Here is a 22,592-nt window from a genome sequence, read left to right as displayed (position 1 = left end):
TCGCTGATAAAATGCGCGACCGGATTTTTTTGGAGATACCAGTGGCGGTCAGCTTTGTAGAATCCTCCAAGCTTCCCACCCCGTGGGGAGTGTTTGATATTCATGGGTTCGACGACCCCGATGTTGGCAAGGAGCACGTGGTGCTGAGTCTTGGTGATATCGGCGACGGCCAACCTGTGCTGGCGCGTATTCACTCTGAATGTTTGACCGGTGACGCCCTGTTCAGCATGCGCTGTGACTGCGGCTCACAGCTGCAGGCCGCGTTGCAGAAGATTGCCGAGGAGGGGCGCGGAGCGCTGTTCTATCTGCGCCAGGAAGGGCGTGGCATTGGTCTGCTCAACAAAATTCGCGCCTACAAATTGCAGGACGAAGGTGCTGACACGGTAGAGGCGAATGAGCAGCTGGGCTTTGGCGCAGATATGCGCGACTACAGTTTGCTTAAGGTGATGTGTAGCGAACTGGGTATCAGCAAGGTGCGCTTGATGACCAACAACCCCCGCAAGGTCAAAGCACTGACCGATCAGGGTGTGGATGTGGTTGAGCGCCTGCCCTTACAGACCGGCCAAAACCCCCACAATGCCAAATACCTGGCAACCAAATCCGGCAAGCTGGGTCATTTGTTCTGAGCCTCGCTCAGAGCTTTTGCCCCTGGAACGCCTGCATCTAGAATTCCTGCACATAAGTATTGCCGCCCTCATCGACAATAAAGCGCACCGGGCTGCTGTCGTAGGGTAGCTCGAATTCGTGTGTCGCTCCCGCGTAAATACGCTTTGCGCCAAGCATTTTGCAATTCTCCCCCTGATCATCACACTGCTGCCCGTCGAACAGCAAAAAATTGCTGTTGCCCAGATTGCTGACCGCCAGGCGTCGCTCCCGGCGTTCTGCGGCAAGGGTGCTCACCGGCGTGATCGGGCGGCGGATCAACAGCAGGTCGTAAGACAGGCTGATGTTAATCAGCTTGCCCGGTGACGCCGAGGTAGTTTGGCTCAGTGCTCTGGGCGCCACCCGCAGGCGATAGATAGCATCCTCGGCTTCCGGTGGCCTCAGCAAGGAAATGCGCACCTTGCGCTCCTCGCCGGGCTCGAGTTCGAATTGCCTCGGTGTCGCCAGCACGCCCAGCTCGCGGGGGTTATCCAGGGTATAGCGTTGTTCTGTCGCCAGCCCGGGAAAGGCTATGCGAAAAACGTCGATATCCACGCCGACCGCCTGTTGGCCGCTATTACTGATGACGATGTCGGCACGGCGGGTTTTGGCATCGGCGTCGATGATGTTCTTATCGACATTCAGTCGTGCCTCGGCGATTGAGGTATAGGCGCTAAGGGCGATCAAGCCAATCCACAGTGTGGTGCGGGAGAAGAATCCGTTCATGGGGGTCCTGCGATTGTGTCGAACTTGGTGTTAAATTTTGGTGAACGCACGCTATCTTCTCCCAAGAGCACCATTGTCGGCATGGTTGCCAAGTGAAAATGTGAATCCAGTCCCATATTTGCATGATTATATCGTAAGCGATTGACTCGTTCGCGGTGGGAAATAATAATTGCGCCCGCCTGCCGAACTGCGCGCATACCCTCTTGTGCGTCGTAGTGTTGTCGGCTGGGGCTCGGCCTGCAGCGAGGGAATCGTGCTGCAACGGCCACACCAAGGATTGGATGAGTAGTGGTTCGAGTTGTCCTAGCACCCAATCCTATAAAAGCTATTCATGAACCGACGTCGCGGGCATATGCGGCACGAGTTTTTACTATTGGCCATAAATCTAGGGAATTTGGATATGTTGCATTTACTTCGTCAGTCAAAAGGTCTTCTTGTTATTGCGCTCGCTGGCGCATCACTGTTTGCCGAGGCCGCCAGCCAGGGCACAAAGGGCAATACCTCGTCAGGTAGCGCACAGGTATCCAGCTCTGTCCCCAATAAAATCCGCATTTCAGGCTTGACCGATCTCGCATTGGGCGAATGGTCCGGCAGCGGCGGTCAAAGTGGTACTATTTCTGACATCTGCGTGTGGTCTTCCACCCGTGGTTACAATCTGACCGCAACCGGCAGTCTGACCGGCGGCGCTTTTGGTCTGGTGCACAGCACGGATTCCAGCTATGAAGTGCCCTTCGCGGTAACCTGGGACGACGGCGACGGCGATGCAGTCGACGCACTGACTGCCGGCACCAATGTGGCGGGTTTGACCGCAGACTCCAAGACCAATCAGTGTAATAACCCCTCCGACGTGACCGCCAGCCTGGGCGTGGCCATCACCGAAGCAAACCTTGAGGCGGTGATCGCGGGCAGCTATGCCGGCACGATCAATCTGACCGTAGCACCCGAGTAAGATCGCTACCTGCGTGGGGCGGGCCAGGATGGCCGCCCCTTATTTTCGGAAACTTCGTATTTCTTCCCATTGGCGTCTATCCTTTAATTGACGTTTTGGCGCCAATAAGCGAAGCATATTTATGTTGCGATGCCGACATTTCCATGGATTGATGACTCCACTACGCGGCCTGGTGTGGGCAGCGATGGCAGTGTGTTCTGCGCAATCTTACGGCGCAGACTCGGCAACGGCCTCTACTTCTGTGACCCTGTCAGTGCCGCCCTTGGTCAAATTGTCGAACCTTCAGGACATGGCCTTCGGCGAAGTGGACAAGGGTCAGGGGCTGGAAGCCGAGCAGAGTGTCTGCGTGTGGTCGTCAAGTCGTGGATACTCGCTGGCGGCGTTCTCCGAAAATGCGTCGGGTAGTGATTTTGCAATGATTGCTGCGGATGAATCCAAAGTCATCTACACGGTCTCGTGGAACGATGGGCAGTCCGGTGTTCAGCAGTTGTCCCACGGACAGGCGGTTGTCGCTGTCAGCAGCACAAGCCGCTCTGACTGCAGTGATGCCGCTGCGCAGCCCCAGCTGCGACTGGAGGTGGGCAAGGACCAAATGGGCCAGGCCAAGGCGGGGGTCTATCGCGACACGATCAGCCTCCTGGTGCGGGCGGAATAGACCTCCGTTAGCGTCGCTGGTCCGCTTACCGTCGTTCTACCTCTTTCTGATCGGACTGCTGTCCCTGTTTGCACCGCTGTCAAAGGCCGGTGAAATGGCCTTCGTCGATGTGTCCTATGGCGGCGAATTTCTGGTGTCCACCTTTGCTGAGTTTGACGGCGAAACCCTGCGATTTGATGTCCCTGAAGAGATTGCCGAGAGCCTGCCCGACACCGACAACGATAGCGCTGTAGCATCCGCGTTGGCCGCGGTACAGCGCTATAATCGCCCCGGCCATTGCCAGCGAAAGTCCCTGCAGCACTGCTTTGCCCCGCAGCAGTTGTTGCGAGTCGAGTTTGATCCGGCGAATTTCAGCGCGGAAATTCTGCTTAATCCGCGTATCCTAAGCCTTCAACAGGCCCATCATGCCGAATTTTTGCCTGAGCACCGTCACCGGGTCTCCTCGCTTTCCAGTCTGGCCCTTGCTGTCGATTACACCGAAGTCCGCCACGTGTCCCGCGACGAGCGGATCAACCTCGCGTGGCGGCAGCAGCTGAGTGCCGGCAACCGGCGTCTGCAGTTTGATACGGGCTTGCATAACAGCGACGAGACCTATCTGGGAGAATTTAACTTTGTTTATGAGCGACGCGACGAACGGCTGACGGCGGGTCGTTACTTCCTCGACGGTGATCGACTGTCCCCCAGTGCGATGGCGCTGGCGGTGGGTGTGCGTCAGGTCAACGAATTGCGCCTGGACCTGCAGCAATTGGGGGCGACTTCAATCGAGGTCTTTCTCGCCGAGGACAGTCGCGTGGAGTTCTACCGGGACGGGCGGCTGTTGGCCAGTAAAAACTATGGCTCCGGCCGACAGCAGCTCGACGTGTCGGAGCTACCCGATGGTGCTTACACCCTCACTGTGCGCGCGACCGCGGGGGGACGAGAGTTGCTCAATGAAGAACACTACTTTGTGAAATCAACACGGCTGCCGCCGCTGGGGGAATACCGGCTGGAAATGGATATGGGCGTGCTGGCAGAGGCGCTGGACCCGCAGTTGCTGGAGGGGGGCGAGTTTTTTCGCATGGGCTATGGTAGTCGCCTCAATCAATCGCTGTATAACCACAACTCGGTGTTGGTGACACCGCGCTGGCTGGCATTGCAGGGTGAACTGCAATGGCTGGCGCCCACCGTATTTGCCGAATTGAGTGGCCAGCTTGCCAGCGACCGCTATGCAGCGGCCACCGCGACATTGCGTTGGCAAACGCGTTGGGGAAGTCTGGCTGCCGAATGGTATCGCGCGGATAGTCGTGCGATGGCAACGGGCATCGAGCCCGACCCGCTGCGGCGCAGCAATCGGGATCAGGAGTCGGTGTCGCTCCGGTATTTGCGGGTAGCCCCAACCACTACCGTAAGTGCCGGGGTGCAATACCTTGAGCAGGAGGCACAGGAGTCCTACAGTTTTGGCGGTCGTTGGGACCACTACCTGCTGGCCGGGAAGCTGCGTGTATCGACTATGTTCCAGTACGACAACCTCCTGCGCGCAGCGGCGGGGGTGGAGCTGCGCTGGTCGCTGTACGGCGAGTCCGGTGTCGGCTGGGTGGCGGCCACCAATGGCGAGGGCGAGCGTTTTGCCGAGCGCTATACACTGGGTGCGATGACCCATCACTGGATGGAGGATGGGGCCGGGGTAAACGTCAATGTGCGGGGAGAGTCGGTGGATCACCGGCGCCTTGGCTTTGCTCAGGTGGATTACCAGTCGCCCCGGTTGCGGGCGTCGATGGACTGGGCCGATGAGTGGAGCGACAGCCGGGCAAGGACCGGGCGCCTGACCATGAGTACAAATATGCTGGTCAGCGATGGTGAGGCCGATTTTTTTACCGGGGGCGGTGTGCGTTCGGGGCTGTATGTGGTCGTTGCGGGTAAGCCCGGCTACCCGGTTGAGCTGGTGATCAACGAGCGCCGCCGTATTTCCCTGGTAACCGGGCAGCGCAAATTCATCGCTCTGCCCTACTATCGGGTGTACGACCTGCGTATTCAGGCGGCAAAGGCGTCGCCGCTGGAATTTGCCAATGCGCGCCAGCGGGTGGTGCTTTACCCCGGAAGTGTGCCATTGGTGCGCTGGCAGGCGGCGTCAATTGTAGCGGTGTATGGGCAGATCAATGCGCCCGAACTGGCGGCGACGGCGCCCCTGGAGGTGCGCAGTGGTATGAGTCGAGACCGGGTGCAAAACGGGGATTTCTTCGCCCTTGATGCCGCCAGCGATGAGCGCGCGCTGAGGGTCTACCAGCGGGGGCGATTGCTGTGCGAGCTGACACTGCCTGCGGAGCTTGCGACCGAGGAAGTGGTCGACCTGGGTGAGCAGGAGTGTCGCGGGGCGTCGAGCGAGAAGGGCAGCTAGCGGTTAATTGACGGCGGCGGTTTTGCTCAGCCCGAGCAGGGTGCAACGCTCGCGTATCGAGGCGGTGATGCCGGCGGCGTCCAGACCTTCCTGGGCCAAAAGCTGCCCGTGCTTGCCGTGGTCAATAAAACTGTCTTTCAAGCCGAGGTGAAGTATCGGCAGGCATACCCCCTGAGCCGCCAGGTATTCGGCCACGGCGCTTCCTGCACCTCCGGCGATGGCGTTTTCCTCCAGGGTGACCAACAGCGCATGTTGCGCAGCCAACTCGTCGATTAACGCGGTGTCCAGGGGCTTAACGAAACGCATGTCGGCCACCGTGGCGTCCAGGCTATCGGCGGCTTGCAGGGCATTGCCCAGTAGCGTTCCGAAGCTGAGAATGGCGACTTCCCGACCGCTGCGGCGCAGCAGTCCTTTGCCGATTTCAACAGCTTGCAGGTCTTGCTCAATCGGGGTGCCGGGACCGGTGCCGCGGGGGTAGCGCACCGCGGCGGGGCCAGGGTGGCGGTAGGCGGTGTGCAGCAGCTGCCGGGTTTCATTTTCGTCGGAGGGCGCGGCAATTACCATATTGGGAATGCAGCGCAGATAACTCAGGTCGAAGGCGCCGGCGTGGGTGGGGCCGTCTTCACCAACCAGCCCTGCGCGATCAATGCCAAAGGTGACGTCGAGGTTTTGCAGGGCGACATCGTGAATCAGCTGATCGTAGCCCCGCTGCAAAAAAGTGGAATAAATGGCGACCACCGGTTTGAGCCCGTCGCAGGCCATGCCTGCGGCCAGTGTCACCGCATGTTGTTCGGCGATGGCCACGTCGTAAAAGCGGTCGGCAAAGCGCTCTGAAAACTCGACCATGCCGGAGCCCTCGCACATGGCGGGAGTGATGCCGACCAATTTGCTGCAGTGTTGGGCTTCGTCGCACAACCACTGACCAAAAATATCCTGATACTTGGGCTTTTTCGGGGGTTTGGGCGCGACCGATGGTGTGGCCTCCGGTTCGATTTTGGAAATCGCATGAAAGCCCACCGGATCTTCTTCGGCGGGGGCAAAGCCCTTGCCCTTCCGGGTCATGATATGCAGCATCTGCGGGCCGTCCAGCGCGCGCAGGTTGCGCAGTGTGGGCACCAGCATATCCAGATCGTGACCGTCGATGGGGCCGATATAGTTAAAGCCCAGTTCTTCAAAAAGGGTGGCGGGGGACACCATCCCCTTCATGTATTCTTCCAGCCGCGCGGCGATATCGGTGGCGGACTTGGGGAACTTCTTCAGTACACTCTTACCGCCACTGCGCAACTGGTTGTAGGTTTTCGACGCCCAGATTTTGGAAAAATAGGTATTCAGGCCGCCGGTATTTTTGGAAATCGACATTTGATTGTCGTTGAGTACCACCAGCATATTGGCCCCGGTGTGGCTGGCGTGGGTAATGGCCTCAAAGGCCATGCCGGCGGTCATCGCGCCGTCGCCGATCACCGCGACGGTACGGCGATCAATACCCTGCTGGCGAGCGGCAATCGCCATACCCAAAGCGGCACTGATGCTGGTGCTGGAGTGGCCGACTCCAAAGGTGTCATAGGGGCTTTCTTCCCGTTTGGGGAAGCCCGCCAACCCGCCGGCCTTGCGCATGGTCGACATGCGGTCGCGGCGTCCGGTGAGAATTTTGTGGGGGTAACACTGGTGGCCCACGTCCCACACCAGCCGATCTTCGGGGGTGTTGTACACGTAGTGAAGGGCGATGGTCAGCTCGACGACACCGAGACCGGCGCCGAAATGCCCGCCGGTCTGGCCAACGGTGTACAGCAGATACTCGCGCAATTCGTTGGTCAGCTGGGGTAATTGTTCCTCGTTCAGGCCCCGCAGATCCTCGGGCGACGCCAGCTCATCGAGGAGCGGTGTGGCGGGGCGTTGCAGGGGAATGGTCTGAAACATGAAAATTGAAACCCGGAGCGGTGTAAAGTGGCAATTGTAAACGAAAACGCGCCGGGATACCCAATCGGCGCGTTTTCCCGGTCAGTGGCGGCGCTCGATAATATAGCTGGCCAGCAGGCGTAGCGATTCGGCGCTGTGGTCGAAGTCGCTCAAGGCCGCCAGCGCCTGCTCGTGGAGCTGCCGGGCCAGTTGCTTGGCACCGTCGAGGCCGAGAAAGGCGGGGAAGGTAGGTTTGTTCAGGGCGATGTCGGCACCCTGGGTTTTGCCGAGGGTCTCGGTGCTGCTCTCTATGTCGAGAATATCGTCCTGCACCTGGAAGGCCAGACCGATGGCGGCACCGTAAGTGTCCAGGCTTCGGCGCTGGTCGTCACTGGCACCGCAGGCCAGGGCCGCGATGCCAATGGCTGAGCGAATCAACGCGCCGGTTTTCAATTGGTGCATGGTTTGTAATTGTTGCAGGTTGATCTGCTGGTTGATCGCGGCGAGGTCGATGGCCTGACCTCCTACCATGCCCCGTGGGCCGCTGGCGGCGGCGACCAGCCTGATGATCCTCAGGCTGCATTCGGCGGCTAGCGGCAGGCTGGTAAGCAGTTCAAAGGCGCGGCTTTGAAGGCCGTCGCCGACGAGAATGGCGGTGGCTTCGTCGAAGGCAATGTGGCAGGTGGGCTTGCCCCGGCGCAGGTCGTCATTGTCCATGGCGGGCAGGTCGTCGTGCACCAGTGAGTAGGCGTGGATCATCTCCAGCGCTCCGGCGCAGATGTCCAGTGCGCGGTCAGATACCGATGCACTCAGCGCCTCGGCGGTGGCGTAGACCAGTGCCGGGCGCACCCGCTTGCCACCGTTCATCAGGCTGTATTCACAGGCTTCAAATAATCGAGCCAATTGGCTGCGGGCGTCGGCGTCGCAAAGTTCGCTGTCGCCCGCTGCGAGCAGTCCGGGTAGTACGGCGTGAAGGCGGTTTTGATAGGTGCTCAGCCGCACGGCAAAGCTGTCCGTAGTGGGGGCGGTAGTGGTCATTGCGTCGGGGCCGCGTTGTCTTTGTCCATTAATTGCTGAACTTTCAGCTCGGCATCGGCCAGGGCTTTTTGGCAGTCGCGGCTCAGTTGCATGCCCTTTTCAAAGGCCTGCAGTGAATCTTCCAGGCTCAGTTCACCCGATTCCATGTGCTGTACCAGGGCCTCCAGCTCGGTCAGTGCTGACTCAAAATTGTCGGTTTTTGCTTTGGGCATAGTGGTCTCCGCAGGTCGGGCGAGATAGTGGCCGGCATTTTAGCATGACCGCCGATCACCGCCACGGCAAATGGGATACGGTGTCGGCAGCACTATTGGCAGCGCATTTTGATATGATCGTGGCTGCGCGACAATTGAGCAGAGGGTGAGGACTGAGGTTGTGAAGGTGAAAAATATTGTGGTTTTACTGGCGGTCATGCACGGCAGCAGCCTTTGGGCGGCTTGTGATTTCCCCGATAGCGAGCGCGCAGAAGCACCGGCCTGGCTGTGTGGTGAACCGCGTTTCGAAGACGCCAGCTTTCTTGCGGTGGGGGATAAAAGCCGTATGCCGTCTGTGTCCCTGCAAAATCGCTTTGCCGGCCGAATGGGCATTGAGCAGGTATTGAGCAAGTTGTTTCTCGCTGCCCACGACACCTTGCAGGAGGAACTGCCCGTTGCGGTTAAGCTGGAAATTCCCGATAACTCCGACCCGGTTGTCGCGCGCCGCTTTATGGGAATTCGAGTATTTGACAAGGCCAAAAGTCCACAGCGTCATCTCTATGTGTTGGTGGGGGTGCCCGAGTCGGAGCGAGCAGCACTGATGGCCCGAGCGCGACAGGATATCGTCAGCCTCAACCGCGATCGGCTGCTCGCCGCGCTGGGCCCTGCGGGCTATAAAGCCTTTGCCGACAAGGTGATGGCGCCGCCACCGGAATAAGCGGTGAATGGCCTTTGCCACGCGCCATGTCATCCTGCGACCTTGCGCCAAGGTCGATTCGCACTTCCTAAAACATGAGAACCACTATGCTTGCGCAACACTCCTCAGAGATCGCCCTGATTACCGGGGCAACATCGGCGCTGGGCGGCGAATTCGCCCGGCAGCTGGCACCCTTTTGCAAATCCATGATTCTGGTTGCACGGCCAGGTGCAGAACTTGGCGAACTGGCGGAGACGCTGCGGGCGCCCGGGCGGGAGGTGCAGGTGATCGCCGCTGACCTGAGTCAGCCCTTGGCGGTGGCCGAATTGATGGAGGCAATTCGTCAACGGGGGCCGGTCACGCTGCTGGTAAATCACGGGGACCTGGTCAGTACCGGTGAGTTTGCCCGCAGTGATCTGGATGCTCAGCAGGCCATGGTTGCGTTGCACTGTCAAAGCACACCGGCCTTGAGTCGCGGGGTTTTGCCTTTTATGCGCGCGGCGGGAGGGGGCGCGATTATCAATGTCGCTGCCACCGTTGCACTGGCTCCGGCCCCGCAGTTGGCGGTTTACAGCGCCAGCATGGCGTTCCTGGCAGCATTTACCCGCAGTCTGGCGCAGGAATTGGTCGACGACAATATTGCGGTGCAGTGTTTTTGCCCTGCGCCGGAATTGGGCTGTGTTGAGGCGGTGGCCAGCAGCCTGGCCGCCTTGTCAGCAGAGCCGCCTTCGACAATCGTGGTGCCGGGAGACACACAGCGGCAAGAGTTGGGCGCCGCGCTGCAAAAGATGATCGCCGACCTTTAGCCGGTCAGCGGCACCACCTTGCCGTCGCGCAAAATCTGATAGGTCTCCAGATCCTTGGCCATAAACAGAGTGCCGGTGTAGTGTTGTTGTGCTTCCCGGCGCAGATCTTCAATACTGTGCTCAACATGGTCACCATCGCCCAGTCGATAGCGCTGGCTGAAATGGGTCAGCAGCAGGTTTGGCAACTCACTGCGCGCTGCACTTTTGGCGACCATCGCCGCGGTGCTGTGCATATACTTCGGGCCGACCTTGGCCAGAACGTCCTCGCTGAACGTGGCTTCGTGAACCAGCACCTGACTGCGGCGCATCGCATCCTCGAGCAGTTCAGGGCGATCGTTGTCGCCACCGACAATGATGCTTCGCGGCGGCCAGGCATCGGCAGTCATCTCGCTGGCTGGTACAACGCGGCCATCATCCAGGGTGACATCCTCACCCCGCTGCAGCTGGTTCCACAGTGGGCCCCGGGGCACAGCCCGGGTGTCCAGTTTTTCTTCCAAAAGGTGGCGGGGTGGCCGCTCCTCAAAACGGTAGGCGAAGCAGGGCACCCGATGAGACAAGGCGGTAGCGGTAACGGCGACCTGCGCGTCTTCGAAATGAAATTCAGTGGCATCGCTGCGCACGAACTCCAGCGGAAAGCGCAGTTCGCTGATGTCGGTGTACAGAAACGCGGCGCGAATAAATTGTTCGATGCCGTCGGGCGCACAGATGGTCAGCGGTGCGGTGCGCCCGCTCATATTGGCGCTGGCGATCAGCCCGGGCAGGCCGTAACAGTGGTCGCCGTGGACATGGGTGATAAAAATGGCGCGCAATTTGGCCAGTGAGTAGGGGCTGGCAAGCAGTTGGTGCTGGGTGGCTTCTCCGCAGTCCACCAGATACCAGTCGCGGCTTTCGTCGCAGCTTAGCGCAAGGCCGGTAACGTTGCGGCGTCGGGTGGGTGTGCCGGCGCTGGTGCCGAGGAAGGTAAAGCGCATAATCAGGTTCCGCTATTGTCGATGGCACTGTCCGCCAGCTCATGGCGGGCGAGCAGGTTCAGGCTCTGTGCCGAGGGTGTGGCTTCGATAATGGCGGTCATACTGTCGATCAGATTGCTGGCCATAAATGCGGTGTCGCGGCTGAGTGGGTCGTAGGCATTGTTGCGACGGATGCGGGCGTGGTCCGACAGGCCGTGGAAAGCCAGCACATTCATCAGCAGTACCCGGTGGCGGGTGATTGCCGGGGGCAGGTCAGTGAGTTGTTGCGCGGCGTAGCGCACCAGTTTGGTTTCCCTGGGCAACTTGATGGGGTGCTTGTCGTGCAGGCTGTAACCGAGGGTGTTGCTGGCAATCAGTTCCGCACTGATATGAATATAGGCTTCACCGCCGTCTTCGTCGGCGAGTTTTTCCAGCAAGGGCTCAATGAGTGCGGTGGCGATTAGTCGGGCGGGGCTGAGGTCTCGGCCCACCAGCTTGTCGATCAGCTCGCCCCGGCGTTGGGTCAGCTGCGGGCTGTGCTTGTCGAAAATGGCCTGCAACAAGCCGGTTTTATTGCCAAAGTGGTATTGCACCGCATTGCGGTTACTCTGGCCAGCGGCGCGGGTAATATTATTCACCGACACGGCCTCTACCCCCTGTTCGGCAAAGAGCTGCTCGGCAGCGCGAATAATGACATCGCGGGTGCGCTGGCTGCGAGCGTCCTTGATGGTGTTGGCGGCAGTGGCGGCGGTCATGGTCGATTCCGGGAATGGCAATCGCGCCAACGGCGGGCGCGGTGGTGAAATATGCTATTCAGAATAGCAAAAAAGGCCTTTGTATTCCCATGTTTACGCCGTCTTCCCAACAAAGGGCCTGAGCAGGGCCTCATCCGTTCGGAGGTTATGCGGTGCACCGCCCCCCTTTATAGTGATTGGCGGCTCTGCTGCGGCCAGCGAATACAACAATAATTTTGGGGGAAAGATCGCGATGAAGTTTGCCTATCACCACAGTATGTGCCCATTGGAGCAATACCTGCCTCTGGCGCAGATCGCCGAAGAGCTGGGTTTCGACACCATTACCATGCCCGACAGCATCTGCTACCCCAAAGAGGCCAGCTCCAAATATCCATACAATGCCGACGGCAGCAGGGAGTTCCTCGACGGTGTGCCCTTTGTCGAGCCCTTTCTGTTGGCGGCCTTTCTCGCCGGACAAACGCGCAATATTCGCTTTACCACCTCGGTACATAAACTGGCGGTACACGAGCCGGTGTTGATTGCCAAAACCCTGTCGAGTCTGGCCTTGCTAAGTGGCAACCGCTTTGGCTATGGCGTTGGCATCAGCCCCTGGGCGGAGGACTTTGAAGTCACCCATGTTCCCTGGGAGGCGCGCGGCAAGCGAATGAACGAAATGATCGAGATCATCAATGGCCTGATGAGCGGCGACTATTTTTCCTATCAGGGCGAGGTGTTTGATATTCCGGCGATTAAAATCACGCCGGTGCCCAGCGAGCGGCCGCCGATTTTGGTGGGGGGGCATTCAAAGGCCGCACTGCGTCGTGCGGCGGGCTTGGGTGACGGTTGGATCGCTGCCGGTGGTGATGTGGCGTCGATCAAGGAGATGATCGACCAGATCAATGTTTACCGCCAGGAGTATGGTCGCGACCATTTGCCCTTTGAGTTTCACGCCATGAGCGCCGATGCCTACACCGCAGAGGGTATTAAGCAGTTGGAGGACATCGGTGTGGATGAGGTGCTGGTGGCCTTTCGTGACGTCTACGCGGCAGAGCCGGATGACAAAACCGTGGAGGAGAAGCGGGCCATGATGGAATGGTACGCCAACGAGGTGATTGCGAAGTCCCGTTAAAGGGGGGCGCGACGGTTTAGCCGGGCGGCCGCAACAGTTCGATAAAGCGGAACAGGTATTCGGCACGGGCCTCGCGTTTGTCGAAGGGGGTCATCAGCAGATTGCTGGCCATGCCCATCACAATATCGAAGGCGATCAGGGTGAGGTCGTCGGGGCTGATATCACTGCGCAGCCGCTTGCGGCGTTGCATATCGGCGATCATCTCCCGCATCAGTGTGCGAAATTGGGTGTTTTTATCCCGCTCCGCCGCCATGCTGGCCTGATGGCTGAGGGCAAAAGCGTGGAGGTTCAGTCGCACCCGCCACTCTAGGTCCGATTCCTTGTCCAGAGGTAGTCCCGCTTTTATCACCGGGAAAAAATCCTCCAGCCCAGGCGCGTCGTTGGCGATGGCCTCCTGCATGCGCAGGTCGATGCGCTGGTCAGCCCAGCGAAAAGCGGCGATGACGATGTCTTCCTTGCTGTTGAAATAATGTGACAGCACGCCGATGGAGCAGCCGAGGGATTTTGCCAGTGCCCGGGTGGTGAGGGCGTCCAGCCCTTGCTCTGCTATCAGTCGTGCGGCGGCCTCTGCCACCTCCTCTCGCCGACTGTCGTGGTCTACCTTTCTCAACCGATTACCTCAAACTTCCGAGTTGCGTATGCAGTGAAGCGAATGCTGTTTTTGGGTAAGTATACCTGATCGGAAATGCCAGCTGTTCACGGGGCGGTGGATCAGAGTGTGACCTGGCGCGCCCCATTGAAAATTATTTATATCGAACGATTGATATGTATGTTGCGGAGGCCTATGATGGGCCTCAAATAACAGTAACAATTCCCCAGTGGAGGTATGGCAATGGCGACGGCAGTGAATACCGGCTACAAGCAGGCAAAAAATAACGAGAATCTGGATCATATACCCGGTTCCTTTGGCTGGCCGGTGATTGGCTATACCTTCCCGCTGGTCAAGGATCTGTACGGCACCATCGACAGCCAGTATCGCCGCTACGGTAATATTTCGCGGTTTGGCCTTGCCGGGTTCAAGGGTGTGTTGTTGGTGGGGCCAGACCTGTACAAGGAAATTTATCTCGACCGCGACAAGAACTTTTCGACTGAAATGGGCTATATGGGGTCGCTGGGTCGCTTTTATAAAGGGGCGCTGCTGCTTCGGGACCACGAGGAACATCGCTTCCAGCGCCGAATGATGCAAACCGCCTTCAAAAATGAGGCGATGAAGGGTTATATCGACACCATGGGGCCGATGATCGGCGATGCGGTGGAGCAGTGGGACAAACAGAAGGACTTCCATTTCTTTCCGGCGATCAAACAGAATTTGCTCGATGTCGCTGCACGGATCTTTGTTGGCCTTAATGAAGACGACGACCGCGCGGAAAAACTGAATACGGCGTTTTTGGATATTGCCAACGGCCTGATGGGCATTGTCACCAAGGAGCTACCGGGCACCAAATACCGCAAGGGAAAAATTGGCGAACGCTACTTGCGAAAGCTTTTCGGCGACTTGATACACGAGCGCCGAGCTGGCAACGGCATTGATACCTTCAGTTACTTCAGCCGCGAAAAAACCGAGGACGGTGATTACTTCTCTGACACCGATATAATCGGTCATATGAGCTTCCTGCTGTTTGCCGCCCACGACACTACCACCAGCGCCCTGAGCCATTTGCTCTTCCATGTCGGTCAGGACAAAGCCTTGCAGCAGCGCCTGCGGGAGGAGGCACAGGGGATCGGCAAGGATTACCTGGAATACGAAGATCTTGAGAATATGCCCCTTGCTGAAGCGGCGGTGAAAGAGGCACTGCGCCTGCATCCCTCGGTAATGATGATGCAGCGCCGCACAATCAACGACTGCGAGCTGGGTGGTTATCATATTCCCGCCAATACGATTCTGTTCCTGGCGCCACAGCATAATCACCGCATGGAGGAGTACTGGGACGAGCCTAATCGCTTTGACATCGACCGCTGGCTGGAGCCGCGTCTGGAGCACAAGCGTCACAGCTTCAGCTTTGTTGGCTTTGGCGGCGGTGCCCACAAGTGCATCGGGATGCACTTTGCGTTGATGCAGGTGAAAAACTTCCTGCACCAGTTCCTCACCCGCTACGAGTTCCAATTGGCTGAGGGCTTCAGTGACAAGATGCAAACCCTGCCGCTGCCCAAGCCCGCCGACGACCTGCCTATCGTGCTCAAGCGCCTGTAAACGCGCCTGCAAAGCCCGCTGAAACCTGCGGCGGGCTGATCTTTTTCGCCACCCTGTACCTCGGCTTTGAGCAGTTTTGCCATAGTGCCCGCGCGATCGCTGTTCCTATACTGACCCTGATATCCACCCTTTGCAAAAGAGGCCCACGATGAAATTTGGTTTACACCTGGGGTATTGGCAGAAGCAGCCCACGGATCGCTTTATTGAACTGGCGCAAACCGCCGAAGCTCTGGGCTTTGATTCGGTCTTCACCGCCGAGGCCTATGGCTCGGACTGCTTTACGCCACTGGCGGCGATCGCCGCTCAAACCAGTAAGATCAGGCTGTGTACCGGTGTTATGCAGCTCTCTGCGCGCACCCCGGTGTGCGCGGCCATGTCGGCGATGACGCTGGATCACATTTCAAATGGGCGCCTGAGTCTTGGGGTGGGAGTGTCCGGGCCACAGGTGGTCGAGGGCTGGTATGGTCAGCAGTTCAAGCGGCCGCTGGAGCGCACCCGCGAATGGCTGGATATTTTCACCCGCACAGTGGCGCGGGAAGCGCCGGTAGAATACCAGGGGCGTCAGTATCAATTGCCCTATCAGGGCCCCGACAGCCTCGGTCTGGGCAAGCCGCTGAAAAGTATTACCCATCCGCTGCGCAAGAAAATACCGGTGTTTCTCGGGGCCGAAGGGCCGAAAAATATTGCCCTGGCGGCGGAGCGCTTCGACGGTTGGATGCCGATTTTTGTTTCGCCCTACCGCATGAACATCTTTGCAGACAGTCTGGCCAACAAGCCAGAGGGTTTTGAGATCAGCGCAGCGGTGAACTGCATTGTCAGCGACAATCTGGAAGAGGCCCTGTATCCGGGAAAAATGACTATGGCCCTGTACCTGGGAGGAATGGGCGCGCGCAAGGACAATTTCCACAAGAACCTGATGGGTCGAATGGGCTTTGGTGACGAGGCGGAAAAGGTGCAGGACCTGTGGTACGAGGGCAAGCACGAGGAGGCAATCAAGGCGGTGCCGGATGCGCTGGTCGATGAAATCTCCCTGCTCGGGCCGAAGGAGCGGATTCGCGAGCGTCTGCAGGACTGGCAGAAGTCTCCGGTGACAACCATGATTATCGGCCACCGGGACCATTTCGAAACCTCTGTAAGCACCATGGAGACCGTTATCGAGGCGCTTTGAGTCAGAGATTTTACGCCGGGATATATCCCGTCTAATCAGCGTTGCTGGCCGCTGAGGCTAAAGCTGCCCTGGCCGTCGATACCAAGCAGTTCGGCCAGCACCGGCAGGGCTTCTTCCAGCTGTCCGCGCAGCAGCCAGGGTGGATTGATGACGAACATGGCGCTGCCGTACATGCCGCGCTCACCGCTCGCCGCAGACACTTCAAGGCTGGCGTGCAGGTAATTTTCCGGCGACAGGCGGGTCAGCTTTTCCTGCAATTTCAGTGACTCGCCCTGGGGCAGCAGGGGATACCACACCGCGTATACACCCTGGGCGAAGCGTTTCAGGCTGTCTTCCAGGCAGCGACACAGGGTTTTGTAATCGGCCTTGTTTTCGTAGGGCGGGTCGATCAAAACCAGTGCGCGGCGGGACGCCGGGGGCAGCAGGGCGCGCAGTCCATCGAAGCCGTTTTTCAGATGCACCGAGGCATGGCGGTAGGCACGGCGCTGTAAAATATCGCAGTCGGCCGGGTGTAATTCAAACAGCTCCGCGTGGTCCTGTCGGCGCAGCATCTCTAGCGCGATGGCGGGTGAGCCGGGGTAGCTGGGCTCGGCGTCCTGCTCCGTGCAGGCTTCAACAACCGCCAGATAGCGTTGCAATGGTGCAGGCAATACTCGCCAGGAGGCAGCCCGCAGGCGGCCAATGCCGCTGTCGTGCTCGCGGTTCTTGGCGGCAAAGCCCTGATTCAGCAAGTAGCTGCCGGCACCGGCGTGGGTATCCACATAGAGCAGGGCCTTGTCTTTCTGTTGCAGATAATCGAGCAGCAGCACCTGCACCAGATGTTTGAGCACGTCGGCGTGGTTGCCGGCGTGAAAGCCGTGGCGGTAACTTAGCATTGGCGGGTCGCCGGTGAATTAGCTCTGATGATAGCTGACACAGAGATCCACCTCGTTGGCGGCGCCGAGAATGACCGGCACCCGCTGGTGAATCTGTTCGGGCTGAATATCCAGAATCGGGCCATCCTGAGTACAAATACGCCCACCGGCTTGCTCAACCAGCAGGCCCATCGGGTTGGCTTCGTACATCAGCCGCAGCTTGCCCGCTTGCTCTGGTTTGCGCTTGTCCCAGGGGTAGCAGAACAGACCGCCACGGCACAGAATGCGGTGCACATCGGCGACCATTGCTGCGACCCAGCGCATATTGTAATCCTTGCCTCGGGGCCCTTCTTTGCCCTCAAGCAATTCCGCAATGTAGCGCTGCATCGCCGGTGCCCAATGGCGCTGGTTGGACATATTGATGGCGAATTCCTTGCAGTCGGCAGGAATGTTCACCTGATCGTCGGTGAGCAGATATTGCCCGGATTGAGGATCATAGGTAAACATGACCACGCCCTTTTTCACAGTGAGCACCAGCATCACCGAGGGGCCGTAAAGCATATAGCCGGCGGCAATTTGCTGGCGTCCTGGCTGCAAAAACTCCTGCTCGCTGAGGGGGCCGTCGGCGTTGCTGCCCAGAACGGAAAAAATCGTCCCGACCATGCTGTTGATGTCGATATTTGACGAGCCGTCCAGGGGATCAAAGGTCACCAGAAACTCTCCGCCTTGGTGGGCGGGCACGACATCGTCTTCCTCCTCGGAGGCAATGCCGCGCACACAGGGCAGTGCCGCAAGGGCCGCCTTGATGCGGTCGTTGGCAATAACGTCGAGTTTTTTCTGCTCCTCGCCCTGAACGTTCTCTGCGCCCGCAGCACCGAGAATGTCGTTCAATGCGCCGCCGGCCAGATCCTGACGAATGTCGATGCTGGTGTCGGCAAGGGCGATAACAAGTTGTTGCAGGCTGGTGGAATCGGTATGTGTGGTCAGGTAGTCGGCGAGGGTGGCGCGGCTCATGGGTACAGTTCCGGTCTGGGCGAGAGAAGGGCGTAAGTGTGTATTATGCCAGTGCCAGCGGTTCAGGAACAGCAACGCCGTCCTGTGCGGGTCTTGCGCGTAGAGTAAGTGTGGCATAACGTACTCACACTGTGTTCCAACAGGCGCCGCAAGGATGTGGCGAAACGCAAACAGGGAGGTGCGCGTGAAGCGATATTGGTTTTTGGTGGTGGTTTTACTCAGTGCGGCGGAAGTGCAGGCAGCGGACTGGCCAGAGTGTGAAAGTGCCAAGCGCGAGGCGGTGCGATTGCAGCAGGCCTTGCGGGATGGGCGCAAATTGCGTGGCTACAGCAGCGGTGCGGCAATGAAAAAAGCCCGACGCAGTCGCGATGAGTGGCTGCGAAAAAACTGCCGTAGTTATACACGGCGGTTGCGGGACGTCGAGCGCAGCCTGATGTAGGCGAGTTTATTCGGCCGGTAGCAGCACGGCCGTCACTGACCCTATTCTGCGAGAGTGCCAGAACCTAATAGATAATGCTGTAAATCAAATAGTTCAGAATGGTCATCGCTCCAGCATAACTGCTGTCGATCAGCGCAACTTTGTTGTTTTTGCCCTGTATCAGCCGAGTGGCCCAGGTGCTGACCACAAACATCGCCAGAAGCAGTATCATGGTGCCGGCAGGTAACAGGCCTTTTTGTAACAGCATTACGTTTACGCCAATCAGCCAGCTGATGAGCAGGGTGGCGAGCATTTGTACCATCAGTGCCTGGGGGCTTGGCTTGAGTGCTTCGGGGGGCAGGCCCTGCTCTGTTCGCCAAGCGGTGCCCATGATCTGGGGTAGATACCACAGATAGCCAAGCAGGCTGCTGGCCGCGAAGGCAATAATGGCGGCAATCGGGTTTACACCGAAGATCGACATAACTCAGGGTCCGTAGTAAAAACGTGGTTTTAGTCGTAGGAATTAGATTGTAGTCGTAAAACCGTACTATTCGAGAATATTCAGGGGGAAGAAATGCGTATTGGTAAATGGTTGCTCTGTTTTGTGGGGTTTTTCGCGGCAGTGGCGCAGGCGGGGGTGAGTGAAAAGAAGATTGTCTTGCCCGACAACCTCGGCACAGCGTCGCTGTATCAGTCTGAGCGCAGCAGTGGCCCGGTGGTTGTGGTGGTGCACGAGTGGTGGGGGCTGAACGATTATGCGCGCAAGCGCGCGAAAATGCTGGCCGAGGCGGGTTACAGTGCGATCGCCGTCGATATGTATGGCACAGGCAAAAGCACCAGCCACCCCAAGGATGCCACGGCGTTTATGAATGCCGCGCTGGCCGAGCCGGAAAAAATGAACGCCCGGTTCGAGGCGGCGGTGGCGGCGGTAAAAAAGGCCAGTTCGCAAACATCCCCCAAGGTATACGCGATTGGTTATTGCTTTGGTGGAGCGGTGGTGTTGAATCAAGCGCGGCGCGGGCTGGAGTTGGCAGGGGTGGCCAGTTTTCACGGCTCGCTTGGCACCGAGAACAAGGCTGAGCCCGGCGTTGTAAAAGCGAAAGTGTTGGTCGCTACCGGTGGTGCCGACCCGATGGTGCCCGCTGAGCAGGTGGGGAATTTTGTTGCCGAGATGTCGGCGGCGGGTGTCGATTTACAGCTGCTGAGTTTCCCCCAGGCCAAACACAGCTTTACCAATCCGGGGTCGACCGCCATCGGTAAAAAGCACGGTTTGCCGCTGGCCTACAACGCCGAAGCGGATCAGCAGAGCTGGTCGGCCCTGCTGCGTATGCTGGGGGGCGAGTAGCGGATGGCGCCGCGCAAGTCTTACGCCGTTCGGCGCAGCGCGGTGCATGGCAAAGGATTGTTCGCCACCAGACCTATCGCCAGTGATACGGTGATAGGTCACTGTGAGGTCAAGCCCGCTGACGAAGCCGGGCTGCATACCCTGACCCTTGCCGACGGGCGACTGGTGGATGTGTGTTGCACCCTCAAGTACATCAACCATGGCCGCCCGGCCAACGTGATTTACTACGATGATTTTACCGTGGTCGCTCTGCGCGATATCGCCGCAGGTGAAGAGCTGTTGCACGACTATGGTGACGAGTGGTAACACCGCCCCGCCTTGACTTCACGCCCGTCCGCTGCCAGCTTGGTCGCTATGACTGACGATAATGAATCGACATTGCACCGATTGACCACAGGGGGCTTCGCCCGTCGGCTGGAGCTATCCAGGCTGGGGCTGCGTTATGGCAGTCGCGCGGTAGGGCAATCGCTGCGCGAGCGCTTCAGCCACGACGAGGCCGCAGCGTTGGCGCGTCGACGGGAAAATATTCGCTTCTTTATCGAGGAGTTGGGCAGACTCAAGGGCAGCGTAGTGAAAATCGGCCAGCTGATGGCGACCTATGGTGATTACCTGCTTCCCCCTGAGGTGGCCGAAGCGCTGCACTCTCTTGAAGACAATACTCCGCCAATGTCCTGGGCGGCGATACGTGGTGCCTTGCAAAAGGAACTGGACAGTTACCGGCTGGCTGAGCTGGATATCGACCGGCAGCCACTGGCGGCTGCCTCGCTGGGGCAGGTGCATCGCGCCAGAGTAGAAGTTTCCGGTGAAGAGTTGTGCGTAAAGGTGCAGTACCCCGGTGTGGATCGCACCATCGATGCCGATTTTCAGGCGGTTATGGCGTTGATGCGAATCTCCCGCTTGCTGGAATCGACACGCAATATCGACGACTGGTTTGGCGACATCCGCCAGCTGTTGCACAAGGAAGTCGACTACCAGCAGGAGCGGCGGGACCTCGACTTTGTCGCCGGCAAGCTGTGTGAAGACTCCCGCTACATTGTGCCGCGCAGCAGCGCCCGCTACAGCACCATGCGGGTGCTGACAATGAGTTACGAACCCTCTCTGGCGGTGGCCGCGCCGGAGGTGCTCGCACTCAGTCAGGCGCGGCGCAACGCTCTGGGAGAGGCGGTCCTGCACTTGTTCCTGCTGGAGCTGTTCAGCTGGCAGCGGATGCAGACAGACCCCAATTTTGGCAATTACCGAGTGCGTATCGACCCCCGTGGGCGACGCGACCAGCTTGTATTGTTGGATTTCGGTGCGATGCGCCTGTTGCCCAGCCAGTTCGCGGGTCAGTTCTGCGAGATGATGGTGGCTGCTTATCGACAGGATCGCGAGGCCTTTCTGCGTTGCAGTATTGGTCTGGGCTTTATGAAGGCTCATTTTCCTGAAGAGGTGCTGGAGTCCTTTGTCGATATCGGTTTGGATATCGCTGAACCCCTGCGCAAACCCTCGCAGCAGCTGCCCGCCGAGGCCCTGTCTGCGGACGGTTTGCGCTATGACTGGCGAAACAGCAATTTACCCAAGAGGGTGGCCAAAAAAGCGGTGGCGGCGTCAATGAGTAAGTATTTCGCCCTGCCACCCAAGGACTTCCTCTATGTAATGCGCAAGTTAATGGGCGTTTACGCACTTATCGCGCATTTTGGCGCCGTTTTTGACGGTGAAGCGGTATTTGCACCTTTTGTGGATAGCTGGGCGTCGGACAAGGACACTGATATACAGAGGTAACAGCACGTTAATGCCCCGCTGTGTCGCGATTTCTGGGGCTTTGGCATAAATTTGCCCTTGAACTTTTGGCCGTTTAGGCATCTAATAATCAGTCGATTTCGAGGTCGCGCCCGCAGCGTATTCCGCGGGCGATTGGTCTATTTTTACTTTTTGACAGGAGGATGTGCATGAGCACCCATCTGCAGCCAGTACAGCAACTTGTGCCGGGTGGTGATCTCTCTGCATATATTCAGGCAGTTGGCAGCATTCCCCTGCTCAGTGCAGAGCGGGAGCGAGAGCTGGCAGAAGAACTCCATTTTCGCGGCAATCTCGAAGCGGCCCGGCAGTTGGTTATGTCGCACCTGCGCTTCGTGGTGCACATTGCCAAAAGCTACAACGGCTACGGTCTGCCCCAGGCGGATCTGATTCAGGAGGGCAATGTCGGCCTGATGAAGGCGGTCAAGCGCTTCGACCCAAGCAAGGGCGTGCGTCTGGTGTCTTTTGCCGTGCACTGGATCAAGGCCGAAATCCACGAGTATGTGCTGCGCAACTGGCGCATCGTCAAGGTGGCGACCACCAAGGCCCAGCGCAAACTGTTCTTTAATCTGCGCAGTGCCAAAAAACAGCTGGCGTGGTTGAGCAACGACGAAGCCCACGCTGTCGCCGCCGACCTCGGCGTGGATGTCAGCGAAGTGCGTCGCATGGAAGGGCGCCTCAGCTCGGTTGATGTGGCCTTCGATGCCTCTGGCAGTGATGACGACAGTGACAGCAGCAGCTACGTCGCTCCGGTGCACTACCTGGAAGACCATTCCCAGGATCCTGCGCGTCTGCTTGAGGCAGATAACTGGGAAGAAAGCAATCACCAAAGTCTGGTGTTGGCGCTGGACGAGCTGGATGAGCGCAGTCGGGATATTCTCCAGTCGCGCTGGCTGGCCGACGATAAAGCCACCCTGCATGATCTGGCTGATCGCTATGGCGTGTCTGCCGAGCGGATTCGGCAGCTCGAAAAGGCGGCAATGAAGAAACTGCGCGCCGCGATGGAAGCCTGATTGGTCGCCCTGGAACACCGCTGACG

At 58.7% G+C, this 22,592-nt stretch carries 24 protein-coding genes; 14 read left to right on the top strand and 10 right to left on the bottom strand.

Annotated features, from left to right (window positions below; all coding sequences use genetic code 11):
• Nucleotides 1-41: 41 nt before the first annotated feature.
• Complete coding sequence (ribA, locus tag HCU74_RS11790; protein WP_168450618.1) at nt 42-626, top strand: GTP cyclohydrolase II; 585 nt, start codon at nt 42-44, stop codon at nt 624-626.
• Nucleotides 627-663: 37 nt separating this feature from the next.
• Here ribA and HCU74_RS11785 read toward each other — a convergent pair whose 3' ends face one another.
• A complete protein-coding gene (locus HCU74_RS11785; protein ID WP_168450617.1) occupies nt 664-1,368 on the bottom strand; it encodes a fimbrial biogenesis chaperone in 705 nt (234 codons plus the stop codon).
• 400 nt (nt 1,369-1,768) lie between these two features.
• Between HCU74_RS11785 and HCU74_RS11780 the strand changes: the two genes are divergently transcribed.
• From HCU74_RS11780 to HCU74_RS11770, 3 genes are all read left to right on the top strand, one after another.
• Entirely contained in the window at nt 1,769-2,317 is a 549-nt protein-coding gene (locus HCU74_RS11780; RefSeq protein ID WP_168450616.1) for a hypothetical protein, read from the top strand.
• 151 nt (nt 2,318-2,468) lie between these two features.
• Entirely contained in the window at nt 2,469-2,972 is a 504-nt protein-coding gene (locus tag HCU74_RS11775) for a hypothetical protein (protein ID WP_168450615.1), read from the top strand.
• 94 nt (nt 2,973-3,066) lie between these two features.
• Nucleotides 3,067-5,346 (top strand): TcfC E-set like domain-containing protein, encoded by a 2,280-nt coding sequence (locus tag HCU74_RS11770; protein ID WP_168450614.1) that lies wholly within the window; start codon nt 3,067-3,069, stop codon nt 5,344-5,346.
• Between the two features lie 3 nt (nt 5,347-5,349).
• Here HCU74_RS11770 and dxs read toward each other — a convergent pair whose 3' ends face one another.
• From dxs to HCU74_RS11755, 3 genes are all read right to left on the bottom strand, one after another.
• A complete protein-coding gene (gene dxs / locus HCU74_RS11765; protein WP_168450613.1) occupies nt 5,350-7,263 on the bottom strand; it encodes a 1-deoxy-D-xylulose-5-phosphate synthase in 1,914 nt (637 codons plus the stop codon).
• 81 nt (nt 7,264-7,344) lie between these two features.
• The gene (locus HCU74_RS11760) at nt 7,345-8,280 is read right to left on the bottom strand and encodes a polyprenyl synthetase family protein (protein WP_168450612.1); all 936 of its coding nucleotides are present in this window, start codon (nt 8,278-8,280) and stop codon (nt 7,345-7,347) included.
• Nucleotides 8,277-8,492 carry an exodeoxyribonuclease VII small subunit gene (locus HCU74_RS11755; RefSeq protein ID WP_168450611.1) on the bottom strand — a complete coding sequence of 72 codons (216 nt, stop codon included), beginning with the start codon at nt 8,490-8,492 and terminating at the stop codon, nt 8,277-8,279. The genes HCU74_RS11760 and HCU74_RS11755 overlap by 4 nt, the downstream gene beginning before the upstream one ends.
• Before the next feature lie 160 nt (nt 8,493-8,652).
• On the opposite strand from HCU74_RS11755, the gene HCU74_RS11750 reads away from it, so the two are divergent.
• Together HCU74_RS11750 and HCU74_RS11745 are read left to right on the top strand one after the other, a co-directional pair.
• Nucleotides 8,653-9,189: a hypothetical protein gene (locus HCU74_RS11750; RefSeq protein WP_168450610.1), complete on the top strand. Its 537-nt coding sequence runs from the start codon at nt 8,653-8,655 to the stop codon at nt 9,187-9,189.
• An 86-nt stretch (nt 9,190-9,275) separates the two neighbouring features.
• The gene (locus HCU74_RS11745; RefSeq protein WP_168450609.1) at nt 9,276-9,974 is read left to right on the top strand and encodes an SDR family NAD(P)-dependent oxidoreductase; all 699 of its coding nucleotides are present in this window, start codon (nt 9,276-9,278) and stop codon (nt 9,972-9,974) included.
• Here the strand turns inward: HCU74_RS11745 and HCU74_RS11740 are convergent.
• Both HCU74_RS11740 and HCU74_RS11735 read right to left on the bottom strand, forming a co-directional pair.
• The gene (locus HCU74_RS11740; RefSeq protein ID WP_168450608.1) at nt 9,971-10,945 is read right to left on the bottom strand and encodes a ribonuclease Z; all 975 of its coding nucleotides are present in this window, start codon (nt 10,943-10,945) and stop codon (nt 9,971-9,973) included. The two genes, HCU74_RS11745 and HCU74_RS11740, sit on opposite strands and share 4 nt — an antisense overlap.
• Before the next feature lie 2 nt (nt 10,946-10,947).
• Entirely contained in the window at nt 10,948-11,679 is a 732-nt protein-coding gene (locus tag HCU74_RS11735) for a TetR/AcrR family transcriptional regulator (protein ID WP_168450607.1), read from the bottom strand.
• Between the two features lie 232 nt (nt 11,680-11,911).
• Between HCU74_RS11735 and HCU74_RS11730 the strand changes: the two genes are divergently transcribed.
• The gene (locus tag HCU74_RS11730; protein WP_168450606.1) at nt 11,912-12,787 is read left to right on the top strand and encodes a TIGR03619 family F420-dependent LLM class oxidoreductase; all 876 of its coding nucleotides are present in this window, start codon (nt 11,912-11,914) and stop codon (nt 12,785-12,787) included.
• A gap of 16 nt (nt 12,788-12,803) precedes the next feature.
• Here HCU74_RS11730 and HCU74_RS11725 read toward each other — a convergent pair whose 3' ends face one another.
• Nucleotides 12,804-13,397: a TetR/AcrR family transcriptional regulator gene (locus tag HCU74_RS11725; protein WP_168450605.1), complete on the bottom strand. Its 594-nt coding sequence runs from the start codon at nt 13,395-13,397 to the stop codon at nt 12,804-12,806.
• Between the two features lie 222 nt (nt 13,398-13,619).
• On the opposite strand from HCU74_RS11725, the gene HCU74_RS11720 reads away from it, so the two are divergent.
• A complete protein-coding gene (locus HCU74_RS11720) occupies nt 13,620-14,978 on the top strand; it encodes a cytochrome P450 (RefSeq protein ID WP_168450604.1) in 1,359 nt (452 codons plus the stop codon).
• Nucleotides 14,979-15,126: 148 nt separating this feature from the next.
• The gene (locus HCU74_RS11715) at nt 15,127-16,146 is read left to right on the top strand and encodes an LLM class F420-dependent oxidoreductase (protein WP_168450603.1); all 1,020 of its coding nucleotides are present in this window, start codon (nt 15,127-15,129) and stop codon (nt 16,144-16,146) included.
• Nucleotides 16,147-16,181: 35 nt separating this feature from the next.
• Here the strand turns inward: HCU74_RS11715 and HCU74_RS11710 are convergent, their stop codons facing one another.
• Both HCU74_RS11710 and HCU74_RS11705 read right to left on the bottom strand, forming a co-directional pair.
• A complete protein-coding gene (locus HCU74_RS11710; RefSeq protein WP_168450602.1) occupies nt 16,182-17,021 on the bottom strand; it encodes a 23S rRNA (adenine(2030)-N(6))-methyltransferase RlmJ in 840 nt (279 codons plus the stop codon).
• Between the two features lie 18 nt (nt 17,022-17,039).
• On the bottom strand, nt 17,040-18,014 hold the full coding sequence (locus tag HCU74_RS11705; RefSeq protein WP_168450601.1) for a class 1 fructose-bisphosphatase: 975 nt from the start codon (nt 18,012-18,014) through the stop codon (nt 17,040-17,042).
• A 184-nt stretch (nt 18,015-18,198) separates the two neighbouring features.
• Here HCU74_RS11705 and HCU74_RS11700 point away from each other — a divergent pair, with 184 nt between their 5' ends.
• Nucleotides 18,199-18,453 (top strand): hypothetical protein, encoded by a 255-nt coding sequence (locus HCU74_RS11700; RefSeq protein WP_168450600.1) that lies wholly within the window; start codon nt 18,199-18,201, stop codon nt 18,451-18,453.
• Nucleotides 18,454-18,517: 64 nt separating this feature from the next.
• On the opposite strand, the gene HCU74_RS11695 is transcribed toward HCU74_RS11700, so the two are convergent.
• Complete coding sequence (locus tag HCU74_RS11695; RefSeq protein ID WP_168450599.1) at nt 18,518-18,913, bottom strand: DUF1761 family protein; 396 nt, start codon at nt 18,911-18,913, stop codon at nt 18,518-18,520.
• A gap of 93 nt (nt 18,914-19,006) precedes the next feature.
• Between HCU74_RS11695 and HCU74_RS11690 the strand changes: the two genes are divergently transcribed.
• The 4 genes from HCU74_RS11690 (at nt 19,007) to rpoH (ending at nt 22,566) form a co-directional block, all read left to right on the top strand.
• On the top strand, nt 19,007-19,777 hold the full coding sequence (locus HCU74_RS11690; protein ID WP_168450598.1) for a dienelactone hydrolase family protein: 771 nt from the start codon (nt 19,007-19,009) through the stop codon (nt 19,775-19,777).
• A gap of 3 nt (nt 19,778-19,780) precedes the next feature.
• Nucleotides 19,781-20,083 carry an SET domain-containing protein gene (locus tag HCU74_RS11685; protein WP_168450597.1) on the top strand — a complete coding sequence of 101 codons (303 nt, stop codon included), beginning with the start codon at nt 19,781-19,783 and terminating at the stop codon, nt 20,081-20,083.
• 48 nt (nt 20,084-20,131) lie between these two features.
• On the top strand, nt 20,132-21,538 hold the full coding sequence (locus tag HCU74_RS11680; RefSeq protein ID WP_168450596.1) for an ABC1 kinase family protein: 1,407 nt from the start codon (nt 20,132-20,134) through the stop codon (nt 21,536-21,538).
• Between the two features lie 167 nt (nt 21,539-21,705).
• Complete coding sequence (rpoH, locus tag HCU74_RS11675) at nt 21,706-22,566, top strand: RNA polymerase sigma factor RpoH (protein ID WP_168450595.1); 861 nt, start codon at nt 21,706-21,708, stop codon at nt 22,564-22,566.
• Nucleotides 22,567-22,592 lie beyond the last annotated feature (26 nt).

It is taken from the genome of Spongiibacter thalassae (genome assembly GCF_012272835.1).
In the GTDB taxonomy this organism is placed as follows: Bacteria; Pseudomonadota; Gammaproteobacteria; order Pseudomonadales; family Spongiibacteraceae; genus Spongiibacter; species Spongiibacter thalassae.
This window is presented reverse-complemented; position numbering and strand designations above follow the sequence as displayed.

Excerpts from the sequence above, each read along its gene's own strand:
- HCU74_RS11720 (WP_168450604.1), top strand. The coding sequence starts at position 13,620 with ATGGCGACGGCAGTGAATACCGGCTACAAGCAGGCAAAAAATAACGAG.
- HCU74_RS11730 (WP_168450606.1), top strand. The coding sequence starts at position 11,912 with ATGAAGTTTGCCTATCACCACAGTATGTGCCCATTGGAGCAATACCTG.
- HCU74_RS11780 (WP_168450616.1), top strand. The coding sequence starts at position 1,769 with ATGTTGCATTTACTTCGTCAGTCAAAAGGTCTTCTTGTTATTGCGCTC.
- HCU74_RS11755 (WP_168450611.1), bottom strand. The coding sequence starts at position 8,492 with ATGCCCAAAGCAAAAACCGACAATTTTGAGTCAGCACTGACCGAGCTG.
- HCU74_RS11740 (WP_168450608.1), bottom strand. The coding sequence starts at position 10,945 with ATGCGCTTTACCTTCCTCGGCACCAGCGCCGGCACACCCACCCGACGC.
- HCU74_RS11690 (WP_168450598.1), top strand. The coding sequence starts at position 19,007 with ATGCGTATTGGTAAATGGTTGCTCTGTTTTGTGGGGTTTTTCGCGGCA.
- dxs (WP_168450613.1), bottom strand. The coding sequence starts at position 7,263 with ATGTTTCAGACCATTCCCCTGCAACGCCCCGCCACACCGCTCCTCGAT.
- rpoH (WP_168450595.1), top strand. The coding sequence starts at position 21,706 with ATGAGCACCCATCTGCAGCCAGTACAGCAACTTGTGCCGGGTGGTGAT.
- HCU74_RS11680 (WP_168450596.1), top strand. The coding sequence starts at position 20,132 with ATGACTGACGATAATGAATCGACATTGCACCGATTGACCACAGGGGGC.
- HCU74_RS11745 (WP_168450609.1), top strand. The coding sequence starts at position 9,276 with ATGCTTGCGCAACACTCCTCAGAGATCGCCCTGATTACCGGGGCAACA.
- HCU74_RS11785 (WP_168450617.1), bottom strand. The coding sequence starts at position 1,368 with ATGAACGGATTCTTCTCCCGCACCACACTGTGGATTGGCTTGATCGCC.
- HCU74_RS11715 (WP_168450603.1), top strand. The coding sequence starts at position 15,127 with ATGAAATTTGGTTTACACCTGGGGTATTGGCAGAAGCAGCCCACGGAT.
- HCU74_RS11705 (WP_168450601.1), bottom strand. The coding sequence starts at position 18,014 with ATGAGCCGCGCCACCCTCGCCGACTACCTGACCACACATACCGATTCC.
- HCU74_RS11760 (WP_168450612.1), bottom strand. The coding sequence starts at position 8,280 with ATGACCACTACCGCCCCCACTACGGACAGCTTTGCCGTGCGGCTGAGC.
- HCU74_RS11735 (WP_168450607.1), bottom strand. The coding sequence starts at position 11,679 with ATGACCGCCGCCACTGCCGCCAACACCATCAAGGACGCTCGCAGCCAG.
- HCU74_RS11770 (WP_168450614.1), top strand. The coding sequence starts at position 3,067 with ATGGCCTTCGTCGATGTGTCCTATGGCGGCGAATTTCTGGTGTCCACC.
- HCU74_RS11775 (WP_168450615.1), top strand. The coding sequence starts at position 2,469 with ATGACTCCACTACGCGGCCTGGTGTGGGCAGCGATGGCAGTGTGTTCT.
- HCU74_RS11695 (WP_168450599.1), bottom strand. The coding sequence starts at position 18,913 with ATGTCGATCTTCGGTGTAAACCCGATTGCCGCCATTATTGCCTTCGCG.
- HCU74_RS11710 (WP_168450602.1), bottom strand. The coding sequence starts at position 17,021 with ATGCTAAGTTACCGCCACGGCTTTCACGCCGGCAACCACGCCGACGTG.
- HCU74_RS11685 (WP_168450597.1), top strand. The coding sequence starts at position 19,781 with ATGGCGCCGCGCAAGTCTTACGCCGTTCGGCGCAGCGCGGTGCATGGC.